3 protein-coding genes are annotated in these 24805 nt (G+C 45.7%); all 3 read left to right on the forward strand.

The features are described 5' to 3' along the window. The first annotated feature begins 13 nt into the window (after nt 1–13). The 3 genes from V7L95_RS09100 to V7L95_RS09110 all read left to right on the forward strand — a co-directional run bounded on the left by V7L95_RS09100 (nt 14) and on the right by V7L95_RS09110 (nt 24792). Nucleotides 14–10708, forward strand: a complete 10695-nt coding sequence (locus V7L95_RS09100; protein ID WP_340968943.1) for an amino acid adenylation domain-containing protein — start codon at nt 14–16, stop codon at nt 10706–10708. Nucleotides 10709–10753: 45 nt separating this feature from the next. Continuing rightward, the gene (locus V7L95_RS09105) at nt 10754–14587 is read left to right on the forward strand and encodes an amino acid adenylation domain-containing protein (RefSeq protein WP_340968945.1); all 3834 of its coding nucleotides are present in this window, start codon (nt 10754–10756) and stop codon (nt 14585–14587) included. Nucleotides 14588–14649: 62 nt separating this feature from the next. Next, on the forward strand, nt 14650–24792 hold the full coding sequence (locus V7L95_RS09110) for an amino acid adenylation domain-containing protein (protein ID WP_340968948.1): 10143 nt from the start codon (nt 14650–14652) through the stop codon (nt 24790–24792). Nucleotides 24793–24805 lie beyond the last annotated feature (13 nt).

Raw genomic sequence — 24805 nt, forward strand, 5'->3', positions numbered from 1 at the left:
GAAGAGGTGGACTATGAGCAAACAGAAGATTCAAAAGGTATATCCTTTAACACCAATGCAAGAAGGCATGTTATATCATGCCATGCTAGATCCTAATTCGTCCTCTTATTTCACACAGCTGGAGCTTGGAATAAGAGGGAAGTTTGATCTCGATCTTTTTGAAAAAAGTCTCAATGAGCTCATCGGCACATATGACATTCTCCGTACAGCCTTTGTCTATCAGCAATTACAGAAGCCTCGACAGGTTGTACTGGCAGAGCGCAATCTAGATGTGTATAGAGAGAATCTATCTCACCTGAACCATCAGGAACAGCAAAAGGTACTAGATCAATATAAAAAGCAAGTGAGAAAACAAGGCTTCCATTTAACGAATGATTTGTTATTGAAGGTCGCTGTTTTTCAACTGAATGAAACAAACTGGCATCTCATTTGGAGCAACCATCACATCATCATGGATGGTTGGTCCATGGGAGTTTTGATGAAAAAATTGTTTCATTACTACGAATCTTATCGGAACGGCAAAACGCCGGATCGCTCACAAGGAAAACCTTATGCAGATTATATCCAGTGGCTTGGCAAGCAAAATCAACAAGCAGCGGAAGGCTATTGGAAGGATCGCTTAGACGGTGCGATTCAGCATCAAGGGCTTTTGCAGCAAAAAGAAGCGAACGGACAATATGACCATCAGGAATGGACGTTCACATGGGATGCTGAAATGGTCAGCAGCATTCAAGAGATCGCAAGGAATTGCCAAGTGACAGCACCAAATCTATTCCAAGCTGTTTGGTCGGTTCTTTTAGGCACTTACCATGCGGCACATGATGTCACTTTCGGAACAGTCGTATCTGGCAGGCCGCCAAGTGTGGCTGGTATTGAACAGATGGCAGGGCTTTTTATCAATACAATACCGGTCAGGGTAGAAATGAATCAGGAAGACACCTTCAAACAGCTGTTTCAAAAAGTTCAGCAGCATGCGCTGGAAGCGGAAAACTATGATTTTATGCCGCTTTATGACATTCAGCAACAGACAGCTGCAGGAGGACAACTCTTCGATCACTTGGTCGGGTTTGAGAACTATCCTTTAGATCAAGAGCTATCTGGTGACACCATGTCGGAACGTCTAGGGTTTTCCATTGATGTAAAAGACGGATTTGAACAAACGAATTTCGATCTAAATGTCCTCGTATATCCAGGTGAAACATGGACATTGAAAATCAAATACAATGCGGTGGCTTTTGAAGAAGAGGTCATTGAAAAAATATCGAAACACCTGACCAACCTCATGAAGCAGATCATCGAGAATCCGGAAGTTCGCCTTCATGACGTGACGTGTATCACTGAAGAAGAAAAACAGCAGATTGAAGCATGGAACAAGACAGAACGAGATTATCCAAAGCATCTGTCTATTCCTGAGCTTCTGAAAGAACGCATTCAAACGCAGCCAGACCATCTGGCGTTAGTCGAAGGAGAGCGGGCATTCACCTATGAAGAACTCGGCCAAGAAATCCATCGTGTTGCGGGACATTTGATTGATAGCGGAGTGAAACAAGAAGATGCCGTCGCAGTGTATATGAATCGATCTGCTGAAGCAGTGATCGCCATTTTAGCGGTTCTTCAAGCAGGGGCTGCTTATGTACCAATTGATCCAGCCCAGCCAGAGGAGAGAATCCGCTTTATGCTTGAAGACAGCGGCGCATCCGTTTTGCTCTATGCGGACAGCCAGCCGCCAGTTCATGAAAGCATCCAAGCCGTTCATGTGTCGGACATATCGAATCATTCCAACGGAACATTCGAAGTCGAGACCTCTCCTTCGCAATTGGCGTATATCATGTATACGTCGGGGTCAACCGGCCAGCCAAAAGGTGTTCAAATTGAGCATCAGCATATTGTCAGATTGGCATGTTCTCAGGAGACACTGGGCTTGAACAAGTCGGATCGTATGGCACATACAGGAGCAGTCAGCTTTGATGCCATTACTTTTGAAATTTTCACCACACTGCTGAACGGTGCAACGCTTTATCCTGTTGACCGTGACACGTTATTGGACATCAACCGGTTTGAACGCTTTATCCAAACGAATCAAATCTCGGCGCTCTTTTTAACGACAGGTTTGTTTAATCAACTCGCTCAGCAGCGACCGCATATGTTTAAAGGATTGTCCAAATTGATCACAGGCGGTGATGTGATCAATGTGAAAAGTGCAGAGCTTGTGAAGAAAAATCATCCATCACTTGTTTTACTGAATGCGTATGGCCCCACAGAAAACACCACCATCTCGACCATTTATGAGGTGAGAGGGGATGAAACGGGCACGATTCCAATTGGTCAGCCGATCAATCATTCGTCCGCTTACATTTTAGATGACAATCAAAGACTTCAGCCAATTGGTGCGCCAGGAGAGCTGTATGTTGGAGGAGACGGTGTCTCAAGAGGATATCTCCATCGTTCAGAATTAACAGAGCAAGCATTTATCGCTGATCCTTTCAAGGCAGAAGGGCGTTTGTATCGAACAGGAGATTTGGCTAGGTACGGTTCAAATGGTCAAATCGAATTCCTCGGACGGACAGATGATCAAGTGAAAATCCGTGGTTTCCGTATTGAGCTCGGTGAAATTGAAACGATTCTTCAACAAGAGGAGGGGATCGATGATGCGGTTGTGCTCATCCATGCGTCTCCTTCAGAGGAAAAAGAAATGACCGCTTACTATACGGGAACGATCACAGAAGAAGAAGTGCGGGCTTTATTTCATCAAGCACTGCCAGCATATATGGTACCTCATCACGTCATGAAGCTAGATGCTTTCCCGCTTACAGCAAACGGAAAGGTCGATCGAAAAGCTTTACCAACGCCTGACGAAGCTCATCGTGAAGAAATCAGGATTATTCCACCTGAAACCGAGACGGAAAAGGCGCTTGCTCAAATTTGGGAGGAACTGCTTGGGAAAGCGGTGGGAATAGATGAGCATTTCTTCATGACTGGCGGACATTCACTTAAAGCAATGATGATGTCAGCCAAAATCCAAGAAGTGTTCCAAAAGGAAGTTCCGATTCAAGTGATATTCGAAAAGCCAACGGTTCGATCGCTTGCGTCATACATTGACCAGGACGGTCAAGAAGAACAAGGACATCCGATCTTACCGGCAGCGAAGGCGGAGGACTATCCAGTGTCACCAGCTCAGCGGCGCTTATACATTTTACAAACACTTGAACCTAAGAGTACGAACTATCATATTCCGATCGTCTTAGCGCTTGAAGGTACGCTCGATCATCAGCGGCTCACCTCAGCATTTGATGAGTTGATTCAAACGCATGAAATTTTAAGAACGAGTTTTCATATGAAAGGCGAGAACATCGTCCAAAGGGTACATGAACGATCGGCATTTGACCTCCCCATCCATGATGTAAAGGAAGAAGAGGCCGAGGCATTTCTTGCTGAACGTCAGGCGCCGTTTGATTTGACAGCCGCTCCCCTCCTGCGGGCACAGCTGCTCAAAGTGAGTCATGATCGTCATCTATTAGTTCTGGAAGCACATCACCTGATTACAGATGGCAGCTCCATGAAGACGTTCATTCAGGATTTGGCGAAAGCCTATGATGGAGAGGCACTTGCAGAAAGAGCCATTCATTATAAAGACTACGCTGTCTGGCAGTTAAGTGAAGAAGAAACAGAGAAACAGCGTGTGCATGAGGCGTATTGGCTGAAACAATTCGAAGGAGATGTACCGGTTTTAGATTTGCCGACAGACTTTCCGCGTCCAGTGGAACGTGATTTTTCTGGAGAACGAGTGATGTTTGGCTGTGATCAAGCGACAACTCAGCGTATTCATGAGCTGCTCAAGAAAACAGATACGACGCTGTACATGTTCTTGTTATCTGCATTTCAAGTGCTGCTCGCATCCTACAGCGGACAGGAAGATATCATTGTCGGATCTCCTGTTGCGGGACGAACACATCCAGATATTCAGGACATGCCAGGGATGTTCATCAATACCATTGCGATGCGCGGAAAACCGGAACAAACAAAGTCATTTATACAGCTGCTTGAAGAAATAAAAGAAACGAGTGTAGATGCTTTTGCACATCAAAGCTATCCGCTCGAAGAGTTAATCGCGCGTCTGCCGCTTGATCGTGATACAACCCGAAGCCCGCTCTTTAGTGTTTCGTTTAATATGCAGAACATGGATGTTCCTGCACTAAAGCTCGGCGATCTGAACATTTCGCCTTATGCAATACAGCACCGATCCGTCAAATTTGATCTGTCTCTAGAAGCATTTGAACGTGAGGGAGAAATAAAACTAAGCCTAGACTATGCAACGGCATTATTTAAAGAGGAAACCATCCGCCGGTTCGGAACACATCTGCTTGCGATTATTCGTGAGGCGGTCCAGCATCCGAATGAACAGATTGGCTTGTTCAATCTCTTGAATCAGCATGATCAAATGGAGCGGCTGGAGAAAAGGGATGGAGAACAAACAGGTCAACATGAGCCGTACCATGTGCAATTTTCACGTCAAGCCATGGAAACGCCTGATGCTATTGCGGTGATGGATGGTGAAAGGAAGCTGACCTACCGTGAACTAGATCACATGTCCAATGCTCTTTGCAGTGAGCTGAAGATGCAAGGCGTAGAGAAAGAAAGCACAGTCGCACTTATTCTTGATCGCTCTGTCTATGTCATTGTCTCGATGCTAGGTGTAATGAAAGCGGGCGGTGCATTTGTACCAATTGATCCAGCTTTTCCTGCGGAACGTATTCGTTACACATTAAAAGATTCAGGGGCAAAAGTCATCGTGGCAAATGAGTCTCTTGGCGATTCCTATCAGCATCTCAAGTCGATTCAGGTCGTACATGTGGAGAAAGCCGTCCAACGAAACGATTCTCTAGACCTCCCGGACGTATCGGTTGATCAACTGGCTTATGTGATTTACACATCTGGAACAACAGGGAAGCCAAAGGGTGTACAGCTCACGCATCGTAATCTATCACACTACGTCAATTGGTTGACACATGAAGTGACTTTACAAGAATGCGATCGAACGGCACTCCTGTCTTCTTATGCATACGACCTTGGTTACACAAGCATTTTCCCGATTCTAAAAGCAGGCGGGACACTCTATATTCCTCATGAAGACGTGTATACAGACCCTGTACGTCTCATGCGTTTTATTGATGAACAAGAGCTGACTTATATCAAAATGACACCATCCTTATTTCATATGATGGCAGATTCAAAGGGTTATACATTTGACGCTTTACGGCTTGTGGTATTGGGAGGAGAACCGATTGTCTCTGAAGATGTTGAGACATTTATGAAGCAGCATCCATGCGTGGCAGTGATGAACCATTACGGTCCGACAGAAACAACGATTGGTACAGTGAGCAAGCTAATGACACCGCATGAACTGGACGCTTTAAAGGAGCGTTCTATCATCGGAAAGCCTATTGCTCATACAAGAGCGCTCGTATGCAATCGCCAGCAGCGTCTTGTTCCTTATGGCGCACCGGGTGAGCTCTACATTTCAGGTGATGGTGTTTCAAAAGGTTATTTGAATCAGCCTGAATTAACAGCAGAGCGTTTTCTTGAAAATCCTTATTTCCCTCAAGAGCGGATGTATCGAACGGGAGATTTGGTCAGACAGCATGCAAATGGGGAGATTGAATTCCTTGGAAGAGTAGACGATCAAGTGAAAATTCGCGGTTATCGAATTGAGAAACAAGAAATTGAGCATGCCGCACGTGCCCTTTCAACCATTCAAAAAGTGTATGTCAAAGTGATCAACACATCTCGTTTACCGGAGCTGGCGTTATATTATACAGCACCTGATCACATTGGAACGCTGACATTTAGAGAAAAGCTTTCAGAGACACTACCGGATTACATGATTCCTACTTATTTTGTCAAAGTGGATCATATGCCGCTGACGCAAAACGGAAAAGTGGATGCAAAATCTCTGCCGCTTCCTCATGAGGCACATATGAACCGCACGGCACATGCAGCACCAGAAACGGCGCTTGAGCAGACGCTTTGTGATATGTGGTCAGATGTTCTTGAGATTGAAAAAGTCGGCATTGATGACCATTTCTTTGAATTAGGCGGGCATTCTCTGAAAGGCATGGTGCTCATTTCGAAAATGCAAGCCAAACTGAATCAGCATGTTCCACTCAAGGTTCTTTTTGAAAAGCCAACGATACGTGCGATAGCTGCCTATTTGGAAGAAGCTGATGCTTCGCTCGTCACATCGATTCAGCCAGCGGAAAAGCAAGATTTCTATCCAGTCTCTTCCGCACAAAAGCGAATGTACGTATTACAGCAGTTACATCCAGAATCCGTCACCTACCATATGCCAGCCGTTTTCATGATGGAAGGAAACCTTGATCTGAAGCAGCTAGAAGGAGCGATTCAAGCTTTAATTGATAGACATGAGTCATTGCGGACAGCCTTTGTTGAAATTGACGGCAGTCCCGTCCAAAAAATCTATCGCCGTGTACCGTTTACGTTACAGATGGTTGAAGTAGAAAGCGATCAGGTACAATCCGTCGTAGACAACTTCATGACACCATTCTCATTACATCAAGCACCTCTAATGAGAGCGAAAGTGGCAAAGCTGTCTGATGACAAATATGTGTTCATGATGGATATGCACCATATCATCGCAGACGGAGTGACACGCAGTCTGCTTATTCAAGAATTAGCGGAGTTGTATGAGCATAAGACGTTACCGCCAGTTCAGTTGCACTACAAGGATTATGCGGTATGGCAGCAAGAGGAAGAGCAGCAAGTAGCACTTGAAAAACAGCGGCAGTATTGGCTGGAGCAATATGCACAGCCACCAGAAGACTTGGCACTTCCGCTTGATTTCCCGCGGCCTAGCGTGCAGTCATTTGCAGGAGACCGGGTTGATAGATGCCTGTCTGCTGAAAAGGCGCAGCATGTCAAAGCGCTCATGGCTGAAAAAAATGTGAGTTTGAACATGGTGATGCAAACGGCCTTTGCCATTCTCCTTCATAAATTGACTGGGCAGCATGACATCGTCATAGGTGCTGTAACGGCTGGCCGTACACATGCGTCAATCGAACGGATTCCGGGCATGTTTGTGAATACACTGGCCCTTCGACATGACGTTCAGTTAGAAGAAACTGCAGAGCATCTGCTAGAAAAAATAAAAGATCACAATCTATCAGCTTATGAACATCAAGGATTCCCGTTTGAGGATTTGGTCGCGCAGTTAGACCTTCCGAAAGACACGAGCCGCAACCCGTTGTTTAGTGTCATGATGACAACGGATGACCGTGATCTGACGTTACCGAATTTGAACGGACTTACGCTTTCACACAAACAGCAAGAAGCCGTTCAGGCAAAGTTTGATTTAACGCTCGGCATCTTTGAGGAACAAGATCAAGTGGGCTTGCGCTTTGAATATGCAGCGGCACTATTTAAAAAGAGTACCATTCAGCGATGGAGTCAATATGTTGAGCGAATCATAGACGAAATGATCGCGAAATTGAATCAGCCGATCTCAACCATCTCCATCTTAACAAAAGAAGAAGAGCGACATCTGCTTAATGAATGGTCAGGCCCTATCCTAAATGTCCCGACAGATCAAACGGTTCATGCATTGATTGAGGCGAAGTCGCAGGAAGTATCTCATCAAAAAGCCGCTGCCTTCTGCGGCACAAGCTGGACGTATGAAGAACTGAACAACCGGGCGAATACAGTCGCCGCAAGACTCATTTCCAGCGGCACAAAACCGGGAGACCGCATCGGCATTCTCACGCGTCCATCGCTCGAGATGACAGCCGCTGTTCTTGGGGTTCTCAAGGCAGGTGCGGCATTTGTGCCGATTGATGCCGATTATCCAGCGCAGCGCATTGCCTACATGTTGGAAGATTGCGGGGCAGAGGTCCTTCTGATTCAGAAAGGGCTCACTGCACCACGTTCTTTCACAGGTCATACCCTCTTCATAGAAGAGGCAGTAGAAGGAGAAGCACACGAGATTCAGGTTCCTGTCAAACCAACGGATCTCGCCTATATGATTTACACATCTGGAACGACTGGACAGCCGAAGGGTGTCATGGTCGAGCACCAGTCTCTTGTCAATCTTGCTTTTTGGCACAATGATGCTTTCCAGGTGACGAAACAAGACCGAACCGCCAAATATGCCGGCTTTGGCTTTGATGCCTCCATTTGGGAGATGTTCCCGACGTGGATCGCCGGCGCAGAGCTCCATATCATCGACGAAGCGATTCGCCTCGATATGATCAAGCTCAATTCGTATTTTAATCACGAAGGCATCACCATTGCATTCTTGCCAACACAGCTATGTGAGCAGTTTATGTCGATGGACAATCATTCTCTCCGTTACTTACTGACAGGCGGGGACAAGCTAAAACAGGTGAAGCCCGTTCCATACAAACTCGTCAATAACTACGGCCCAACAGAAAATACGGTCGTGGCGACAAGCGGGATCATTGATCCAGATCAAGGCACGCTTCCTATCGGAACAGCGATTGCCAATACTCGTTTTTACATTATGGGTTCGTTATATGACCTCTCGCCGCAAGGCGTACCGGGTGAGCTCGTGATTGCGGGGAAAGGACTGGCAAGAGGCTACTGGAATCTCCCAGAGGAAACGGACAAACGGTTTGTCCCAGATCCATTTTATCCAGGAGAGCGCATGTACCGTACAGGTGACTTGGTGAAATGGACAGAGGATGGCGAACTGATCTATCTCGGCAGAAAAGACCATCAAGTGAGCATCCGCGGATTCCGTATTGAGCTGTCAGAAATTGAAGCGCAGCTCCTTGCGCTGGATTCAGTCCAAGAAGCCGTCGTGACAACGGTCAAAGACGCAAGTGATCAAGACGCTCTTGTCGCTTACGTCATCACAGATAAAGAAACGGGCACTTTGAAAGAAAGCCTAAAGCGCACCTTACCTGAATATATGGTGCCATCATGGATCATTAAGCTAGCCCAACTGCCGATGACGGCAAATGGCAAAGTGGATCTCAAAGCACTGCCAGCACCTGATGTGGAAGCGAATCAAACAGCATACGAAGCCCCAAGAGATGAAGTGGAAACACTGCTTTGCGGCATTTGGGAAGATGTGCTTGGCGTCAGCCAAGTCGGTATTCACGACCATTTCTTCTTCCTTGGCGGAGATTCGATTAAAGGCATCCAAATGGCAAGCAGACTCACGCAAGAAGGCTGGAAGCTCGATATGAAACTACTTTTCCAATACCCAACGATTGCGGAGCTTCGCCCATATATCGAAGAAGCGGACCTTCTCACAGCCGATCAATCACCTGTGGAAGGAGAGGTCATTTTAACACCAATTCAGCGCTGGTTCTTTGAACGTAACTTTGATCACCAGCACCACTGGAATCTCTCAATGATGCTTCATGCACCAAAAGGGTTTGACTTGGCTGTCACAGAACAAGTTCTGCAAAGGCTGCTCTCACATCATGATGCACTGCGCATGGTGTTCAGACAGGAGCATGATGACATTCTGCAATACAATCAGCGGGAGCTGACAGAACCATTTTCAATTATTTCTTGTGATGTTTCAAAAGCGCAAGATGTGAAACAGGCGATTTCCACATACGCCAATGAGTATCAGCGTCAACTGAATCTTGAAAAAGGTCCGTTGATGAAAGTGATTTGTTTCCATACAGAAAACGGTGATCACTTACTCATGATCACACATCATCTAGTGATTGACGGCGTTTCATGCCGGATTTTACTAGAAGACTTTATGTCTCTTTATCATCAGGCAGAAAAAGGAGAAGCGATGGTTCTGCCGCCAAAAACGCACTCTTTCAAAGAATGGGCAGAAGCGGTTGAACGATACGCGCAGTCACAGCTGCTAAAAAACCAAAAGGAGTATTGGGCAGCGATTGAAAATAGACCGTTTACGACTTTACCTGTTGACCATGAAGTAAAAGAAAGAAAAGTCGCGGATACGAAAGCGGTCAAAATGCAGCTGACAGAAGCAGAAACCGAGCATCTGTTAACGAATGTCCATCTTCCGTACACAACAGAAATGAATGATATTCTTTTATGTGCGCTCGGGCTGGCCGTTCAGGAATGGACAGGTCAATCTCATATACATGTACAGCTTGAAGGTCATGGAAGAGAGGACATTTTATCAGGATTAGATATATCCCGCACAGTTGGCTGGTTTACGAGCATGTATCCAGTCGTTCTCGAAGCGAAACCGAATCAGACCATTGCAGACGCTATCAAAGGAACGAAAGAGATGCTGCGGCGTGTACCGAATAAAGGGATTGGTTACGGTATTTTAAGATACATGACACCATCCGAACCGTCAGTCAAACACGTGCAGCCTGAAATCAGCTTGAACTATCTCGGGCAGATTGATCAGGAAGTGACGACAGAACTCTTTGGGCCCTCAACCTATGATATGGGCCGTCAAGCAAGCCCTGAATCCGAAGCTGTTTATAAGCTGAACCTCAGCGGTCTTGTTCAGCACAATGAATTCATTCTGTCGTGCTCATATTGTGCAAGTGAATATGAAGTACAAACGATACAGCAGTTCATCGCATTGTTGAAGGAGAAAATCAGATCCATCATCACCCATTGCTTAGCGCATCAAGAGCGAGAATTTACGCCAAGTGACTTCTCGGCTGCAGACCTTGAAATGGATGAAATGGACGATATCTTTGACATGCTCGAGGAGAAATTGACCTAACACCACTAGATCAGTCATGAAAAAGGGAAAGGAGGAATGAAATAGATGAGTCAATTTAAAAGGGATCAAGTTCAAGATATGTACTATCTGTCACCGATGCAAGAAGGAATGCTGTTTCATACCCTCCATCATCAAGAAAAAGGCTTTTATGTAGAACAAATGGATATGAACGTGAAGGGCACACTTCGGCATGATTTGCTTGAGAAAAGCATGAATATCATCGTGGAACGGTACGATATTTTTCGTACCGTGTTCCTCCACGAAAAAGTGAAGCGCCCTGTCCAAGTTGTATTAAAGAATAGACCTTTCCAGCTTGATGTTGTGGACATACAGGACCTTTCTGAAAGTGAACAGCTTGAACGTATTGATCGTTTTAAACAAAAGGATCAGCTGAGAGGATTTGATCTCTCAAAGGATCTGCTCATGCGGGCCTCTGTTTTTCAAACGGGTCCTTCAAGCTATCGCTGGATATGGAGCTATCACCATATCCTTCTAGATGGCTGGTGTTTTGGTCTAGTTGTGCAGGAATTGTTTGCGATTTATCATGCACTTTTGCATGACATCCCTTACAGGCTGGAGCCAGTCAAGCCATATAAAGAATATATTCATTGGCTGGAAAAACAAGATAAACAAGCCTCACTTGAATATTGGACGCAATCTTTGGCTGGCTTTGAGGGGCAATCGACTTTTAAAGAACAGCGAAAGCAAACAAATGAGCATGAATTAGGCGAAGTCGAATGGGCCATGAGTAAAGAAGAAACAGCTGCTTTATCAGAGTTAGCCTTGCAGCAGAATGCCACGTTAAGCAGTGCGCTTCAATCGATTTGGTCTATCTTACTCAGCAGGTATCAGCGCTCAAACGATGTGTTGTTTGGAACAGTTGTGTCAGGACGTCCGGCAGATTTGGCTGGTGTGGACCGGATGGTGGGGTTGTTCATCAATGTCATTCCAAGACGAATTCAGCTGACAGACCAAATGACGTTCCGTTCTCTATTATCAGAAACGCAGCAGCAGTCTTTAGCGGCTGAACCGCACCAATATATCCCGATTTATGATATTCAGGCTAAGGCAGGTCAGCAGCAGCTCATTGATCATATTGTGGTGTTTGAGAATGTCCCTGCTGCAAAGAAAGACGAGCAGGAGTCACTGCTTGGCTTTACAGTAGAAGACATGAATGTCTATGAAAAATCGAACTATGATCTCAATTTACTGGCGTCGCCCGGGGAACAATTGCAGCTGAAGCTGGCCTTTAATCAGCGTGCATTTGACCCTGCATTTGTCCGTAAATTAAAGGATCAGCTGACCCTTTTGATCAAAGGGGCCATCAAACATCCAGATCAGTCAGTTCATACACTGACACTTGTGACAAAGCAGGAAAAACAGCGAATGTTAGAGGAATGGAATGCTCCTGAGCTGGAGCATGATCAGCTATATTTGACAAAGTGGTTTGAGCATAATGTCCGAAAACAGCCGAATGCAGTGGCATTATCAGCAGGTGATCACACGATGACATATGCGGAGCTGAACGAACAAGCCAATCGACTGGCAAGGCATTTACAAAAAAATGGGGTGGGTCATCAAACGGTGACCGCCATTTTAGCAGAGCGGACACCTGAACTCATTGTCAGCTTACTCGCTGTCTTAAAAGCAGGTGCCACCTATGTGCCGATTGATCCAGATTATCCAGAAAGCCGTATCCAATATATGCTGAAAGACAGCGGAGCGACGCATCTTCTGACTCATTCATCCTTTATCAGTCAGACGAGGTCACTCGCATTTGATGGCACGTATCTTTTTGCAGATGATCAAGAAATTTTACTGATGAGCTCAGAGAATCTGCCACTTGAAGCTGGTTTAAATGATACGGCATACATCATGTATACATCTGGAACAACCGGACAGCCAAAAGGCATCATGACGACCCATTCCAATATTGCCCGGGTGGTCAAAAATACGAATTACTTAACCATTTTAGAAACAGATACATTGCTGTCGTTATCAAATAGCGTATTTGATGGCTTTACATTTGATGTATATGGTGCGCTTTTAAACGGAGCAAAGCTTGTCCTGCCGCAAAAAGAAACCATTTTAGATATGGGGAAGCTCACTGAGCTGATAAAAGGAGAGCATATTTCTGTCATGTTTGTCCCAACCGCTTTATTCCATCTTCTCGTTGATGAAGGAACAGACTGGATGCGCGGTGTGCGTAAGGTGCTGTTTGGGGGAGAGAGGGCATCGGTTCAGCATGTGAGAAAAGCCTTTGATGTGATGGGAAAAGGCAGATTGTTGAATGTATACGGACCAACCGAATCAACGGTTTTTGCCACATATTATCCGATAGATGAAGCGATCCCTTTAGAGGCACGTTCTATTCCAATTGGGAAGCCGCTCAACCAGACGGGCGCTTATATATTGAGTGAGCACAGACAGCTTCAGCCGATTGGAATGGTTGGAGAGCTTTGTCTGAGCGGCAAAGGACTGGCAAAAGGGTATTTGAATCGTCCTGATCTGACAAAACAAGTCTTTATCGCCCATCCATTCGCTGCGGGTGAGCGCCTGTATCGCACTGGGGATTTAGCTTACTTTCGAGAAGACGGTCTGATTGAGTATGCAGGCAGAGTTGATGATCAGGTAAAAATTCGCGGGCACCGAATTGAACTGACAGAAATTGAAGCCAACCTTCTCATGCATCAAGGTGTAAAACAAGCTGTACTCCTAGCGGATCATGATGAAACCAATCATACAAGGCTGCTTGCCTACATCACGTGTGATGATGCATGGAAAGGGAAACTCGATGACATCAAATCAAGGCTGAAAGAGCGTCTTCCAGCTTATATGCTGCCTCATGAGCTGATTGAACTGGAGAACCTCCCACTTACGCCAAACGGGAAGGTTGATAAACGCCAGCTACCAAAACCAGAGGCACCGCAAGGAAACCGCCGTGTGAAACTGCCCGCAAATGAAGTGGAACAAAAGCTGCTGGTAATGTGGCGGGAAGTACTTGAACGAGAGGATATTAGCACAGATGACCATTTCTTTGAGCTTGGCGGACATTCTTTAAAAGCGATGTCTCTTTTGTCCAAAGTATCAAAAGAGTTTGAGGTTCAGGTGCCGATCCATTTGTTGTTTGAGACCCCGACGATTGAAGCACTTAGTCATTATATTCAGCATCAGGACGGGGAAACCGCTGGCTATCTTGTATTCAATGAATCTCAAACATCAACAGTCTTTGCTCTTCCGCCATTACCAGGCTACGGCTTTATCTATCAGGAAGCAGCAAAAACGCTTGATGATGTTCGGCTAGTCGCTTTTGATTTTATTGAAACGAATAACCGAATGGCGCAGTACGTTCAGCATATTCAGCACCTTCAGCCAAAAGGGCCGCTGACGTTGATGGGGTACTCAGGCGGATGTTATCTCGCCTTTGAGCTTGTTCAAGCGCTTGAACAAGGAGGGCGGACAGTCGAGAAGGTCATCATGATCGATTCCTATAAGAAAATTGGAGAAAGTGATTTAGAAGGACGATCCATTGATGATGATATTGAAGCGATTGTTCATCAAACGAAACAAAGCGAACTTGCTCAAGGGGAGATCGTTCAAGAAGCGCTTGCCCAAAAGACGCGCGCCTACTATGAAACGTTTGTTAAGGGGGTGAATCAAGGCAAAATAAAGGCAGATATTACGTTCATCCAATCTGAAGAACAAATAGCGATCCCGGACTGGATGGAAGAGTGGACACAGGCAACGGCCGGATCTTTTACCCAATACCAAGGCTATGGCCGGCATGCTGATATGTTCAAACAGAAAGAATGTGCAGCTCAAAATGCAAAGCTGATCAAACATATTGTCAATCAAACAAATAGAGAACGAGTCTTGTAAACTTTAGATTAGGCAGGATGCAGCCTTGCAGTCCTGCCTAACAAAAAAGGAAAGGAACTCATATGAAACCATCAACCATTAACCAAACGAGTAGACATGAATCAATGGATGCGATTTTACAAGATGTAAAAACAACCATTTTACAAACCAACGAAATCGAACGCTTCGCTGTTTTTTCACGTGAAAAAACCATTCGACCGCGGCCGTATCACCTCTCTCATTTATTTCTCGACAAGCACATTGAGCAGGAGGCCGCAGCGGAAACGATACAGACGAAAACGGCTGTACCTGCTTTGGCCGACATGCCGCCCGCTCTTTCCTATGGAGGGGATCTCGATGTCACAGAAGGCGCACAGACCTTACAGGACGTCTTAACAGAGGCTGCAAAAACGACAAATGGGCTTACGTATATCGTGAATAGCAAGAACGAACTCACACAATCTTATGCGCAGTTACAAGGAGACGCAGAGAGGGTTCTGACTGGGTTAAGGGCAATGGGGCTTAAGGCAGGCGATCCTGTTTTCTTTCAATTCTCATCGAATCATGCCATGGTCACTGCCTTTTGGGCATGTGTATTAGGCGGATTTGTTCCAACGCTTGTGTCGGCTGCCCCAACCTATCGGGAGATGAATGCTGCAGTGAAGAAGCTTCATCACGCTTGGAAGCTGCTCGAGCATCCGCTCATCCTAACAGATGACTCACTGATCGAGGAGGTGCAAGGGTTAGCCTTCCTGTGGCATACAGACCAATTACGTGTCGCAGCAGTTGAGCCGATGCTGACATTAGAAAGAGATACAGCCGCTCACCCTGCCGCGCCGGATGATTCTGTCTTCTTTATCTTAACGTCTGGAAGTACAGGGATGCCAAAGTGTGTAGAGCATTCCCATAGAAGTGTGCTGGCGAACGTCAAAGGAACAGTGGCAGCGAATCAATTTACACAAGAGGATGTCTCATTAGACTGGATGCCTTTAGATCATATTGGCGGCATCGTGATGTTCCACCTTGTCAATGTGTACACAGGCTGCGAGCAGATTCGGGCAAGAACAGATGACTTTATCGCTCAGCCGTTGCGGTGGCTTGACTGGATGGACCGCTACCGTGCAACGAAGACGTGGGCACCTAACTTTGCATTTGCGATGATCAATGATTATGAGAAAGAGATTTCATCAGGGTCTTGGGATCTGTCGGCGGTGACCTGCATGATCAATGGGGCAGAGGCGGTCGTTCCAAAAACCATCCACCGATTTCTACATTTGCTTGCTCCGCACGGCTTAAAGGGAGATGTGATCAGACCGGCTTTCGGCATGTCTGAAATCTCATCAGCGGTTGTGTTTTCCTTTGCGATTGAGCGTGGAGATGAAAACAGCGGGGTTCTGACCTTTGAGGAAACGTCGCTGACAGAGCAGCTAAGACCAGCAGAAGCACGTGAGACAGGAACCGTCAGCTTTACAGAGTTGGGCAAACCGATTCCAGGTATCACGATACGCATCGTCAATCATCAGCATGAGCTTCTTCCAGAAGATCATATTGGCCGTGTGCAAATAAAAGGTCCAACCACCATGAAGGGCTATTACCGGAATGACGAAGCGAATCAAGAAGTATTTCAAGCGGATGGCTGGTTTCACACGGGTGATTTAGGTTTCCTGCACGAAGGAAGGCTGACACTAACCGGTAGAGAAAAAGACATGATTATCATCAACGGGAAAAACTATCACAACTATGAAATTGAAGCCATAGCAGAGGAAGTACCGGGAGTAGAAACGAGCTTTGTGGCTGCTTGTTCTGTCCGAATGGAGGCTTCTGCATCCGATGAACTGATTCTCTTTTTTACACCGAAGCTGTATGAGCCGGCTTATATTATGAGGGCAAGTCAACACATTAAATCCCATATTGCAACAAAAATGGGCTTGTCTGCATCTCGCATCATCCCTGTCCAGAAGCATGCATTTCCCAAAACAAGCTCTGGAAAAATAGAAAGGGCACAGCTCAAGACAAGATGGCAAGAAGGCGAATTTGATGAAATGATCATGGAAATGGACATGAGACTTGAAAATGAACATACCTTGCCTGATTGGAGTTATCAAAAGAAATGGATACCTTCTCCACTTGATGCAGCTGACAAGCAGATCATAGGGGACGTTGTGATCTTTGCAGATCCATTAGGACTGGCAGATCAATTGAAATCTTTTGCAAACAGTGAACAAACATACATTACGGTTGAACCGGGTCAAGCGTTCAAACAACTCACACACACTCACTTCATCATCCACCCGAATCGGCCGTCTGACTACGAACAACTCTTTGAGACGCTCCGTTCGTATGGCGTTTCGGTGAAACACATCATTCACCTTTGGAACTATACAAACCAAGAAGACAAGCTTTATGTGGCCAAGGCAAAACAAGCGCAGAAAACGGGCAGCATGAGTGCATTATTTTTAACAAAAGCCATTTCCGTCTATGAGGAGCAGGTGGCCATCACTTTTGTCTCAGCCCATGCGATGAATGTGCCGGAGGATCAAATCCACTATGTAGAAAAAGCAACGACAGTAGGACTGATGACAGCAATTCAGCATGAATGGCCGTTTATCAAGGTTCAATGTCTTGATTTTTCTCTAGCAGAATCGGTATCTAGTCATTCCCATGCAATGGCGATGATGGCAGAACTTACACATGACCAAGACTGTCATGTTGTTGCTTATCGTCAAGGTGTTCGTTATATTCCCTTTTTAGCACCTCTTCATTTGGAAAAGGAACAGAAAAGGGAAGAGCCGCCATTTGAATCATCTGGGCTTTATGTCATAACAGGCGGGCTAGGCGGAATTGGCCGTTTAGTCAGTGAACACCTACTGACATCTTATCAAGCACATCTCGTGTTGCTTGGAAGAAAAGAGAGAGAGGCGCTTTCTAGTGACCAGCAAGAGACATTGGCTTTCCTAGAGAAGCGGGCAAAAGTGCATGGCGGCACGGTTCTTTATGAGAAAGCGGATATCACAGCTGAAAAAGAGGTGGAAGCAATCATCTCTAGACATGAGGTCGCCGGAAATCGAAGGCTGGATGGCATCATTCATTTCGCAGGTATTATTCAAGAAGAACTGCTTGCTGATATGACATCTGTGTCTCTGAATGACATGTACGAAGCGAAGGTATATGGAACGATTGCGCTTCATGAAGCTGCCTCCAAACGCAGGAATGTTTTATTTCTTTCCAGCTCGTCAGCCCGAACGCTAAAGGGCGGTATGACTGTCGGCGCCTATTGCGCTGCCAATGAGTTCGTGGAACAGTTTGCTCATTATCAGAAGCTGACATCTACAGTGAAGCCATATTGCTTTAGTTTCAGCATGTGGGACGAGATTGGCATGAGTGAAGGCTCCATGATAAAAGGCATGTTAAAAGAAAGAGGTTATCTTCCAATTTCAAAGCAGGCAGGCTTCCAAACGATGCTCGCATGTCTGATGACAGATGCTCCGCTCATTTATACGGGATTGGATCGATCGAAGAAAGAGATTCACGAGATGGTCCATGCGGGTGCGAAGATGCAAACAGAGCAGACCTTTTACGTCTTTTTCCAAACTGATCAAACAAAGGCGGTGGAAGAGCGGCTGTATCAATCGATTCATACATGTTTACAGTCCCGTCTATCTGGTGAATATGCCGTGCATTTGTTTCCTGAGGAATATTGGAAAGAAACAGAAGATGGATCGCCAGACGAGGCATATTTTCATGAATTAATAGAGGAAAGCGAAATGGATTCAGACAACAGAGCACCTCACACAGAAACGGAGAAACTGCTCGCACACATTTGGTCAGAGCTGCTCGGTGTCTCAGATGTCAACTGCGGCGATCATTTCTTTCTACTAGGAGGTCATTCGCTGAAGGCGACGCAAATGCTGTCTGCGGTTAGACAAAAAACAGGGTTTGACGTGCCGCTTGCTGTGTTGTTTGAACATACGAGACTCGGAGAATTAGCAGACTGGATCGATTCAAATGCCAAAGCAGATGAAGTGATTCCGATGAGAAAAATGGAGAAGGGTCAGGAAATTCCGATGTCTTATGCCCAGCAAAGACAGTGGTTCCTCTATCAACTAGAGCCGGATCTGCCATTTTACAATAATACGATTTCGTTTCGGATGAATGGGCCTTTAGATATCAAGGTGCTTCAGGAAAGTCTGCATCATATGGTGGAAAGACATGAATCGCTCAGAACGTCCTTTACGATGAGCGGGGATGAACCAGTACAGGTCATTCATGAACAGATGGGCCTTCCAGAGCTTGAGGTGATGGACCTTTCAGGCATAGCGTCACAGGAAGAGAAAGAACAAAAAGCGGCTGAATGGGCGAAAGAAGAGGCATCCACACCTTTTCAATTAGAACACGAAGCGCTCTTTCGAGTGAAGCTGATTCGACTTTCACCCGCAGAGCATATCTTGCTTATGTCCATTCACCACATCGTGTCAGATGGCTGGTCGATTGGCATTGTTGCAAGAGAATTATCTGAGTGGTATACAGCGGCGATCGAAGGGCGGGAGCCTCACTTGCCGGCATTGCCAATTCAATATGCGGATTACGCACTGTGGCAGAAGGAGTATTTGACAGGAGAACCATTGCGTAAGCAGCTTGCCTATTGGAAGGAGCAATTTGCGGCGCCTGTTGAAGATTTGGTATTGCCGTATGATCATCCGCGGCCGGCCGTTCAATCCTACAAAGGGAAGACGAAAACATCTCAGCTGTCGAAGTCACTGTCTAAAAAGATTGCGGCGCTATCCAAGAAAACAGACAGCACACTTTATATGACCTTGCTGTCGGCTTTTTCTACTCTATTACATCGATTGTCTTCACAGGACGAGTTTGTCATTGGCTCGGTCATTGCTGGGAGAAATCGAACGGAAATGGAGCATTTAATCGGATTTTTCGTGAATACATTGGCGCTTCAGATCGACCATAGCGGGAATCCAGCCTTTACGGAATTATTAGAGCGAGTGAAGGAGACAACCGTCGGTGCTTATGCACATCAGGATGTGCCGTTTGAGATGGTGGTTGATGAATTGAATATTGTACGTGACGGCAGTAAGCAGCCACTGTTTCAGGTCATGTTTGTTCTGCAAAACCTACCGCTTGAAGCTTCTCCAATGGGAGAGGCGACGTCGGTTTTAGCCATTGAAGATAATGATACAGCGAAATTTGATCTATCCCTGTTTGTGTTTGAAGGAGCTGAAGGTCTTCAGTTAAAACTTGAGTATCAAGCGGATTTATTTTCTGATGACACGATGGAGCGATTCCTTGCATACTACGAGCACCTGCTTGAAGGAATTTGTGAAAATCCAGCGCAGCCGATCAGACAAGTGAATTTCCTGCCAGAGAAAGAAAAGCATCAATTGCTCTATGAATGGAGCGGAAAGACTGATCAACCAAAAGGTCCGCTACTCATGACGGAACGATTTGAAGCGCAAGTGAAAAAGACACCTCATGCAGTGGCGCTCGAGTTCCAGGGAGATGAGTGGACGTACCAAGAGTTACATGAGAAAGTCGATCGTCTAGCAGCCTATTTGCAGGAGCGAGGCGTGACGCCGCATGAACCAGTTGGACTGCTCATCGACAGATCGCCTGAAATGATTCTTGGGGTGCTGGCCATTGTGAAAGCAGGCGGGGCTTATGTGCCAATTGATCCTGAATATCCAGATGCCCGCATTGACTATATGCTGAGAGATACAGGGATTCAGCTTTTACTGACAAAAAATGAATGGCTGAAAAAAGTATCCATCCATCAAACGGAACTTATTTGTCTTGATCAAGGGTATGAAGAATTTTTACCAGAAGCAGAGGTCATGCCCGCTGCACTAAGACCTGATGGACTTGCTTATATCAATTACACATCGGGGTCAACTGGACAGCCAAAAGGAGTACTGATCCCGCATCAAGCGGTCGTCCGGCTTGTGTGTGAAACAGACTATGTCACCCTTAATGAACAAACGCGCATTTTACAAATCGCCAGCTTCTCTTTTGATGCTTTTACGTATGAAATATGGGGAGCCCTTTTAAACGGGGGAAGGCTCATACTGACGGATCGAAATACCATTTTATCAATGGATACATTAGCGGAAGCACTAAAAACTTATCAGATTACAACAGGGTTTCTGACTGTGCCGCTGTTCAACCGTTTAACAGAAGAACATCCAGAAGCTTTATCTGGACTTCATGCATTATTGATCGGCGGAGATGCCTTATCAGCCGCTCATATCCGAAAAGCACTACCGTATTTGCCTGAAGGGCTTTTAAATGGATATGGACCAACAGAGAATACGACGTTCTCCTGTGTGCATCACATTCGAGCACTAGAAGAAGATCAGGCGACGGTCCCGATTGGACAGCCTATTGCTTATTCACAAGCTTATGTATTAGATGACCAAATGCAGCCAGTTCCGCAAGGCGTCATCGGCGAAATTTATGTTGGCGGCACAGGGCTAGCACTTGGTTACCTTGGAGATGAAGAAAAAACAGCATCATCATTTATCCCGCATCCTTTCCAAGAAGGAGCGCGTTTATATAAAACAGGCGATATGGGCCGCTGGCTGTCAAATGGCATCATTGACTGTCTTGGAAGAATCGATCATCAAGTGAAAATTCGTGGACACCGCGTGGAATGCGGAGAAATTGAAGCCGCTATGCTGACATTTGATGACATCACAGAATGTGCCGTTATCCCGCATCAGCACGAGAGTGGTCATAAGCGATTGATCGGTTATTTTGTCCAAAAAGGCGGCATGACCACGCAAGACATTCGCCATAACTTAAAAGACATTCTGCCAGATTATATGGTGCCAAGCCTATTAATAGAGCTGGATGAATTACCGCTCACGCCAAATGGCAAGGTAGACCAAAAGCGTCTTCCACCGCCAGAGTGGAGACAAGAAGAAGTAGAAACAGCCATTGACAAAGCAGCTACTGAGGAAGAACGTGTGTTAGAAAAAGTGTGGTCTCAGCTGCTAGGCGTTCCTTCTATTGGCGTCCATGATAACTACTTTGAGCTTGGCGGAGATTCCATTATTGTCATACAAATGGTGGCACGCTTAGCACAGGAAGGCTACGTCATCCAGCCGAGAGATGTATTTGAAAAACAGACCATCTCACAACTCGCACAAGCGATGAGAAAGTCAGAGGTCTCTACGGTCTATGATCAATCACCTGTGACAGGAGAGGTTCGTCTTCTCCCGATTCAATCTTGGTTCTTTGAGCAATCGATGACCAATCAAGATTATTGGAATCTCTCGGCGCATATTGAAATGAAGCGATCTGTTCCACATGAACAGTTAACACAGGTTCTTTCAAAACTGGTCGATCATCACGATATGCTGAGAGCTATCTATACAAAAGAGGCAGATGGCACATGGATTCAAACCATTCGTGAGCCTGGTGTCACACCTTGTGTCACATTCTTTGATGTGACAGATGTGTCTCAAGAGGAAGCACGGGAACAAATCCGCTTGGAGACAAGTGCCTGTCAAGGAACATTGTCATTAGAGCGCGGAGAAGTGATCAAAGCGATTCTTTTCCATACAGGTGAAGACACGTCTGAGCTCTTTATTGCTGCACACCATCTCGTCATGGATGGCATATCATGGCGCATGATACAAGAAGATGTACTAAATGGATTGAAACAGCTTGCTACGGGGCAGGACATCCTATTTGCGAAAAAAACCGCCTCCTATAAGCAGTGGGCAGATGCCTTATATGAATATGCACAAACAGATCAATTACAAGCGCAGGCCTCTTTTTGGCAAAAAATCAAGGATCAAGAGGAAGAAGGTTCTCCTTTCCAACTGCCTGCACTTTCTAATATAGAAGAACATGCAGAGATCCTGTCGGTTCAGCTCACAAAGGAACAAACAGATATATTACTTAGACAGGCCTCACAAGCATACCGAACAGAGATTAACGATTTACTGTTATCAGGACTCACGCAAGCCATTGAAAAGCCAATGCTCATCACGTTAGAAGGGCATGGACGCGAGGATTTATTTGAACAGATGGATTTGTCACGGACAGTCGGCTGGTTTACAAGCTCTTATCCTATTTTTATTCCTTTTATACAAACCGATGTTGCAAGACAAATCAAAGACGTCAAAGAAACCTTACGAGCTGTGCCGCAAAAGGGAATCGGCTATGGTTTGCTTCAATACATGACAGAACCTCGTTTACTCAAAACGGTAACGCCGCAGATGAGCTTTAATTACCTCGGTCAGTTAGATCAGGCAGATGGCGAAGCCAAGCTGTATATAGCAGACGAGCGAAATGGACATGTTCACGATCCGAAAGCAGAAAGACAGCATTTGATCGATGTGTATGGATATGTGACAAATGGTCAGTTGCAGATGAACTTTATGATCAATCGTGAACTGCTACAAGATCAAGAGGTGCGGTTGTTACCTGAACGTTTTAAAGAAAAAATGGAGATCATCTTGACGCATTGTGTTGAAACGAGCGGCGGCTTTACACCATCTGATTTTCCGATGGTTCAGCTCACGCAAAAGCAATTAGATGAACTTCCAGACAATGTAGTCGATGTGTATCCACTGTCTCCAATGCAGCAAGGAATGCTGTTTCATGCACTGCTAGATCAAGATTCACAAGCTTATTTTGGTCAGGTGCATATGACGCTCCAAGGCTTAACAAACGGCGATGCCTATGAACAAGCTTGGAATCTTCTTGTAGAACGTCATTCGATTTTGAGAACAAAATTCGCTTGGGAAGGACTGAAGGAGCCTGTTCAGTTCATTCAATCAGAAGGAAGCATCCACCTCACTCAGCACGATGTGCGCCACCTGAGTGACGAGGAGCAAGAAGAGACAATCGAACAGTTTTTAGTATCTGATCGTTCAAAGGATTTCCATTTAGACCATATAGATGAACCGCTGATTCGGATTGCTTTATTCCGTTGTGATGAGGAAAGATGCACGTTTGTCTTTAGTTTTCATCACATTTTAATCGATGGCTGGAGTTTGTTCAGTTTTATTCAGGAATCCTTTGCGCTGTATCGCTCTCTTGTGGACGAACGAGAGATCAGTCTTTCTACAGTCCGTCCATATAAAGATTTTATCGAATGGCTGCAAAAGCAGGATCAAGAGAAGGCGCAAGAATTCTGGCAGCGTTATATGTCAGGCGTAGAGGAAGCGACACCGCTTCCAGGAGACGGCGAAGAACATGCTTCAGACCAAGAAGCAAGCATGATGCAGTCCAGCGTCAAATTGACGCCAGAGATGCAGCAGAAGCTGGAGAAGTTGACTGGCAAGCAGAAGGTCACGATGAGCACACTGATTCAATCAGCGTGGGGACTGCTCTTGCACCTTCATTCGGGCGCAGAGGATGTCATATTTGGGGTGACCGTATCTGGCCGGCCAGCCGACTTACCAGAAGTGGAAAGCATGACAGGGCTCTTTATTAACACATTGCCGCTTCGTTTACCGATCCATTCGGACTGGACGATTGCACGATTGCTCGCCCATACACAGGAAACCGTTTTTCAGATGAGAGAATACGAGTATACCGTACTGCCAGATATTCAGCAGATGACGGAAATTCCAAATGGAGAGGCATTGTTTCACAGCATTGTCGTGTTTGAAAACTATCCGATTGAATCCATTGAGCCGTATGGCGTACGCATTTTAGACATCGCCAGTCATGAAGAAACAAATTATGACTTAACCCTTGTCGCAGTGCCGGGAGATACGCTGGAGCTCCGGATCACATACAACTTAAATCAATATACAGAAAAGCAAATACAAACGCTGATGCAGCAGCTGATTCACACACTTGAAGCCATGACAGAACAAGTGGATACGCCGCTATCTTCCTTCACAATTGTGACAAATGAGGAAAAAGAGCGGATGATCAGTGATTGGGCGAAAAACGCACATGTCAGCGTGCTATACCCAGACCAAGAAGAAATATATGCAGGCGTACATGATCCTGCCTATGAAACGGAAATATATGTCCTGAATGAAGAACATCAGCTCATGCCGATTGGATTTCCTGGAGATATTTTTATCGGCGCAAAAGAGATCAAAGCACTTTTTGGAGAGCTAGCCGATTGGATGGAGGCGCATAAAATTCCGCATCCATTCAAACATCAAACAGGCGAATACCTTTATCCGACAGGGGATGTCGGCGTTTGGACGGAAGAAAGCAAGATTCAGATTTTGGATTGGATGTAGGAGGAGAAGAAGA

Origin of the sequence: Bacillus sp. PPSBB_11 (assembly GCF_038023285.1) — a bacterium.
In the GTDB taxonomy this organism is placed as follows: Bacteria; Bacillota; Bacilli; order Bacillales; family Bacillaceae; genus Bacillus; species Bacillus altitudinis.

Coding starts and splice junctions, on each gene's coding strand:
- V7L95_RS09100 (WP_340968943.1), top strand. CDS start 14: ATGAGCAAACAGAAGATTCAAAAGGTATATCCTTTAACACCAATGCAA.
- V7L95_RS09105 (WP_340968945.1), top strand. CDS start 10,754: ATGAGTCAATTTAAAAGGGATCAAGTTCAAGATATGTACTATCTGTCA.
- V7L95_RS09110 (WP_340968948.1), top strand. CDS start 14,650: ATGAAACCATCAACCATTAACCAAACGAGTAGACATGAATCAATGGAT.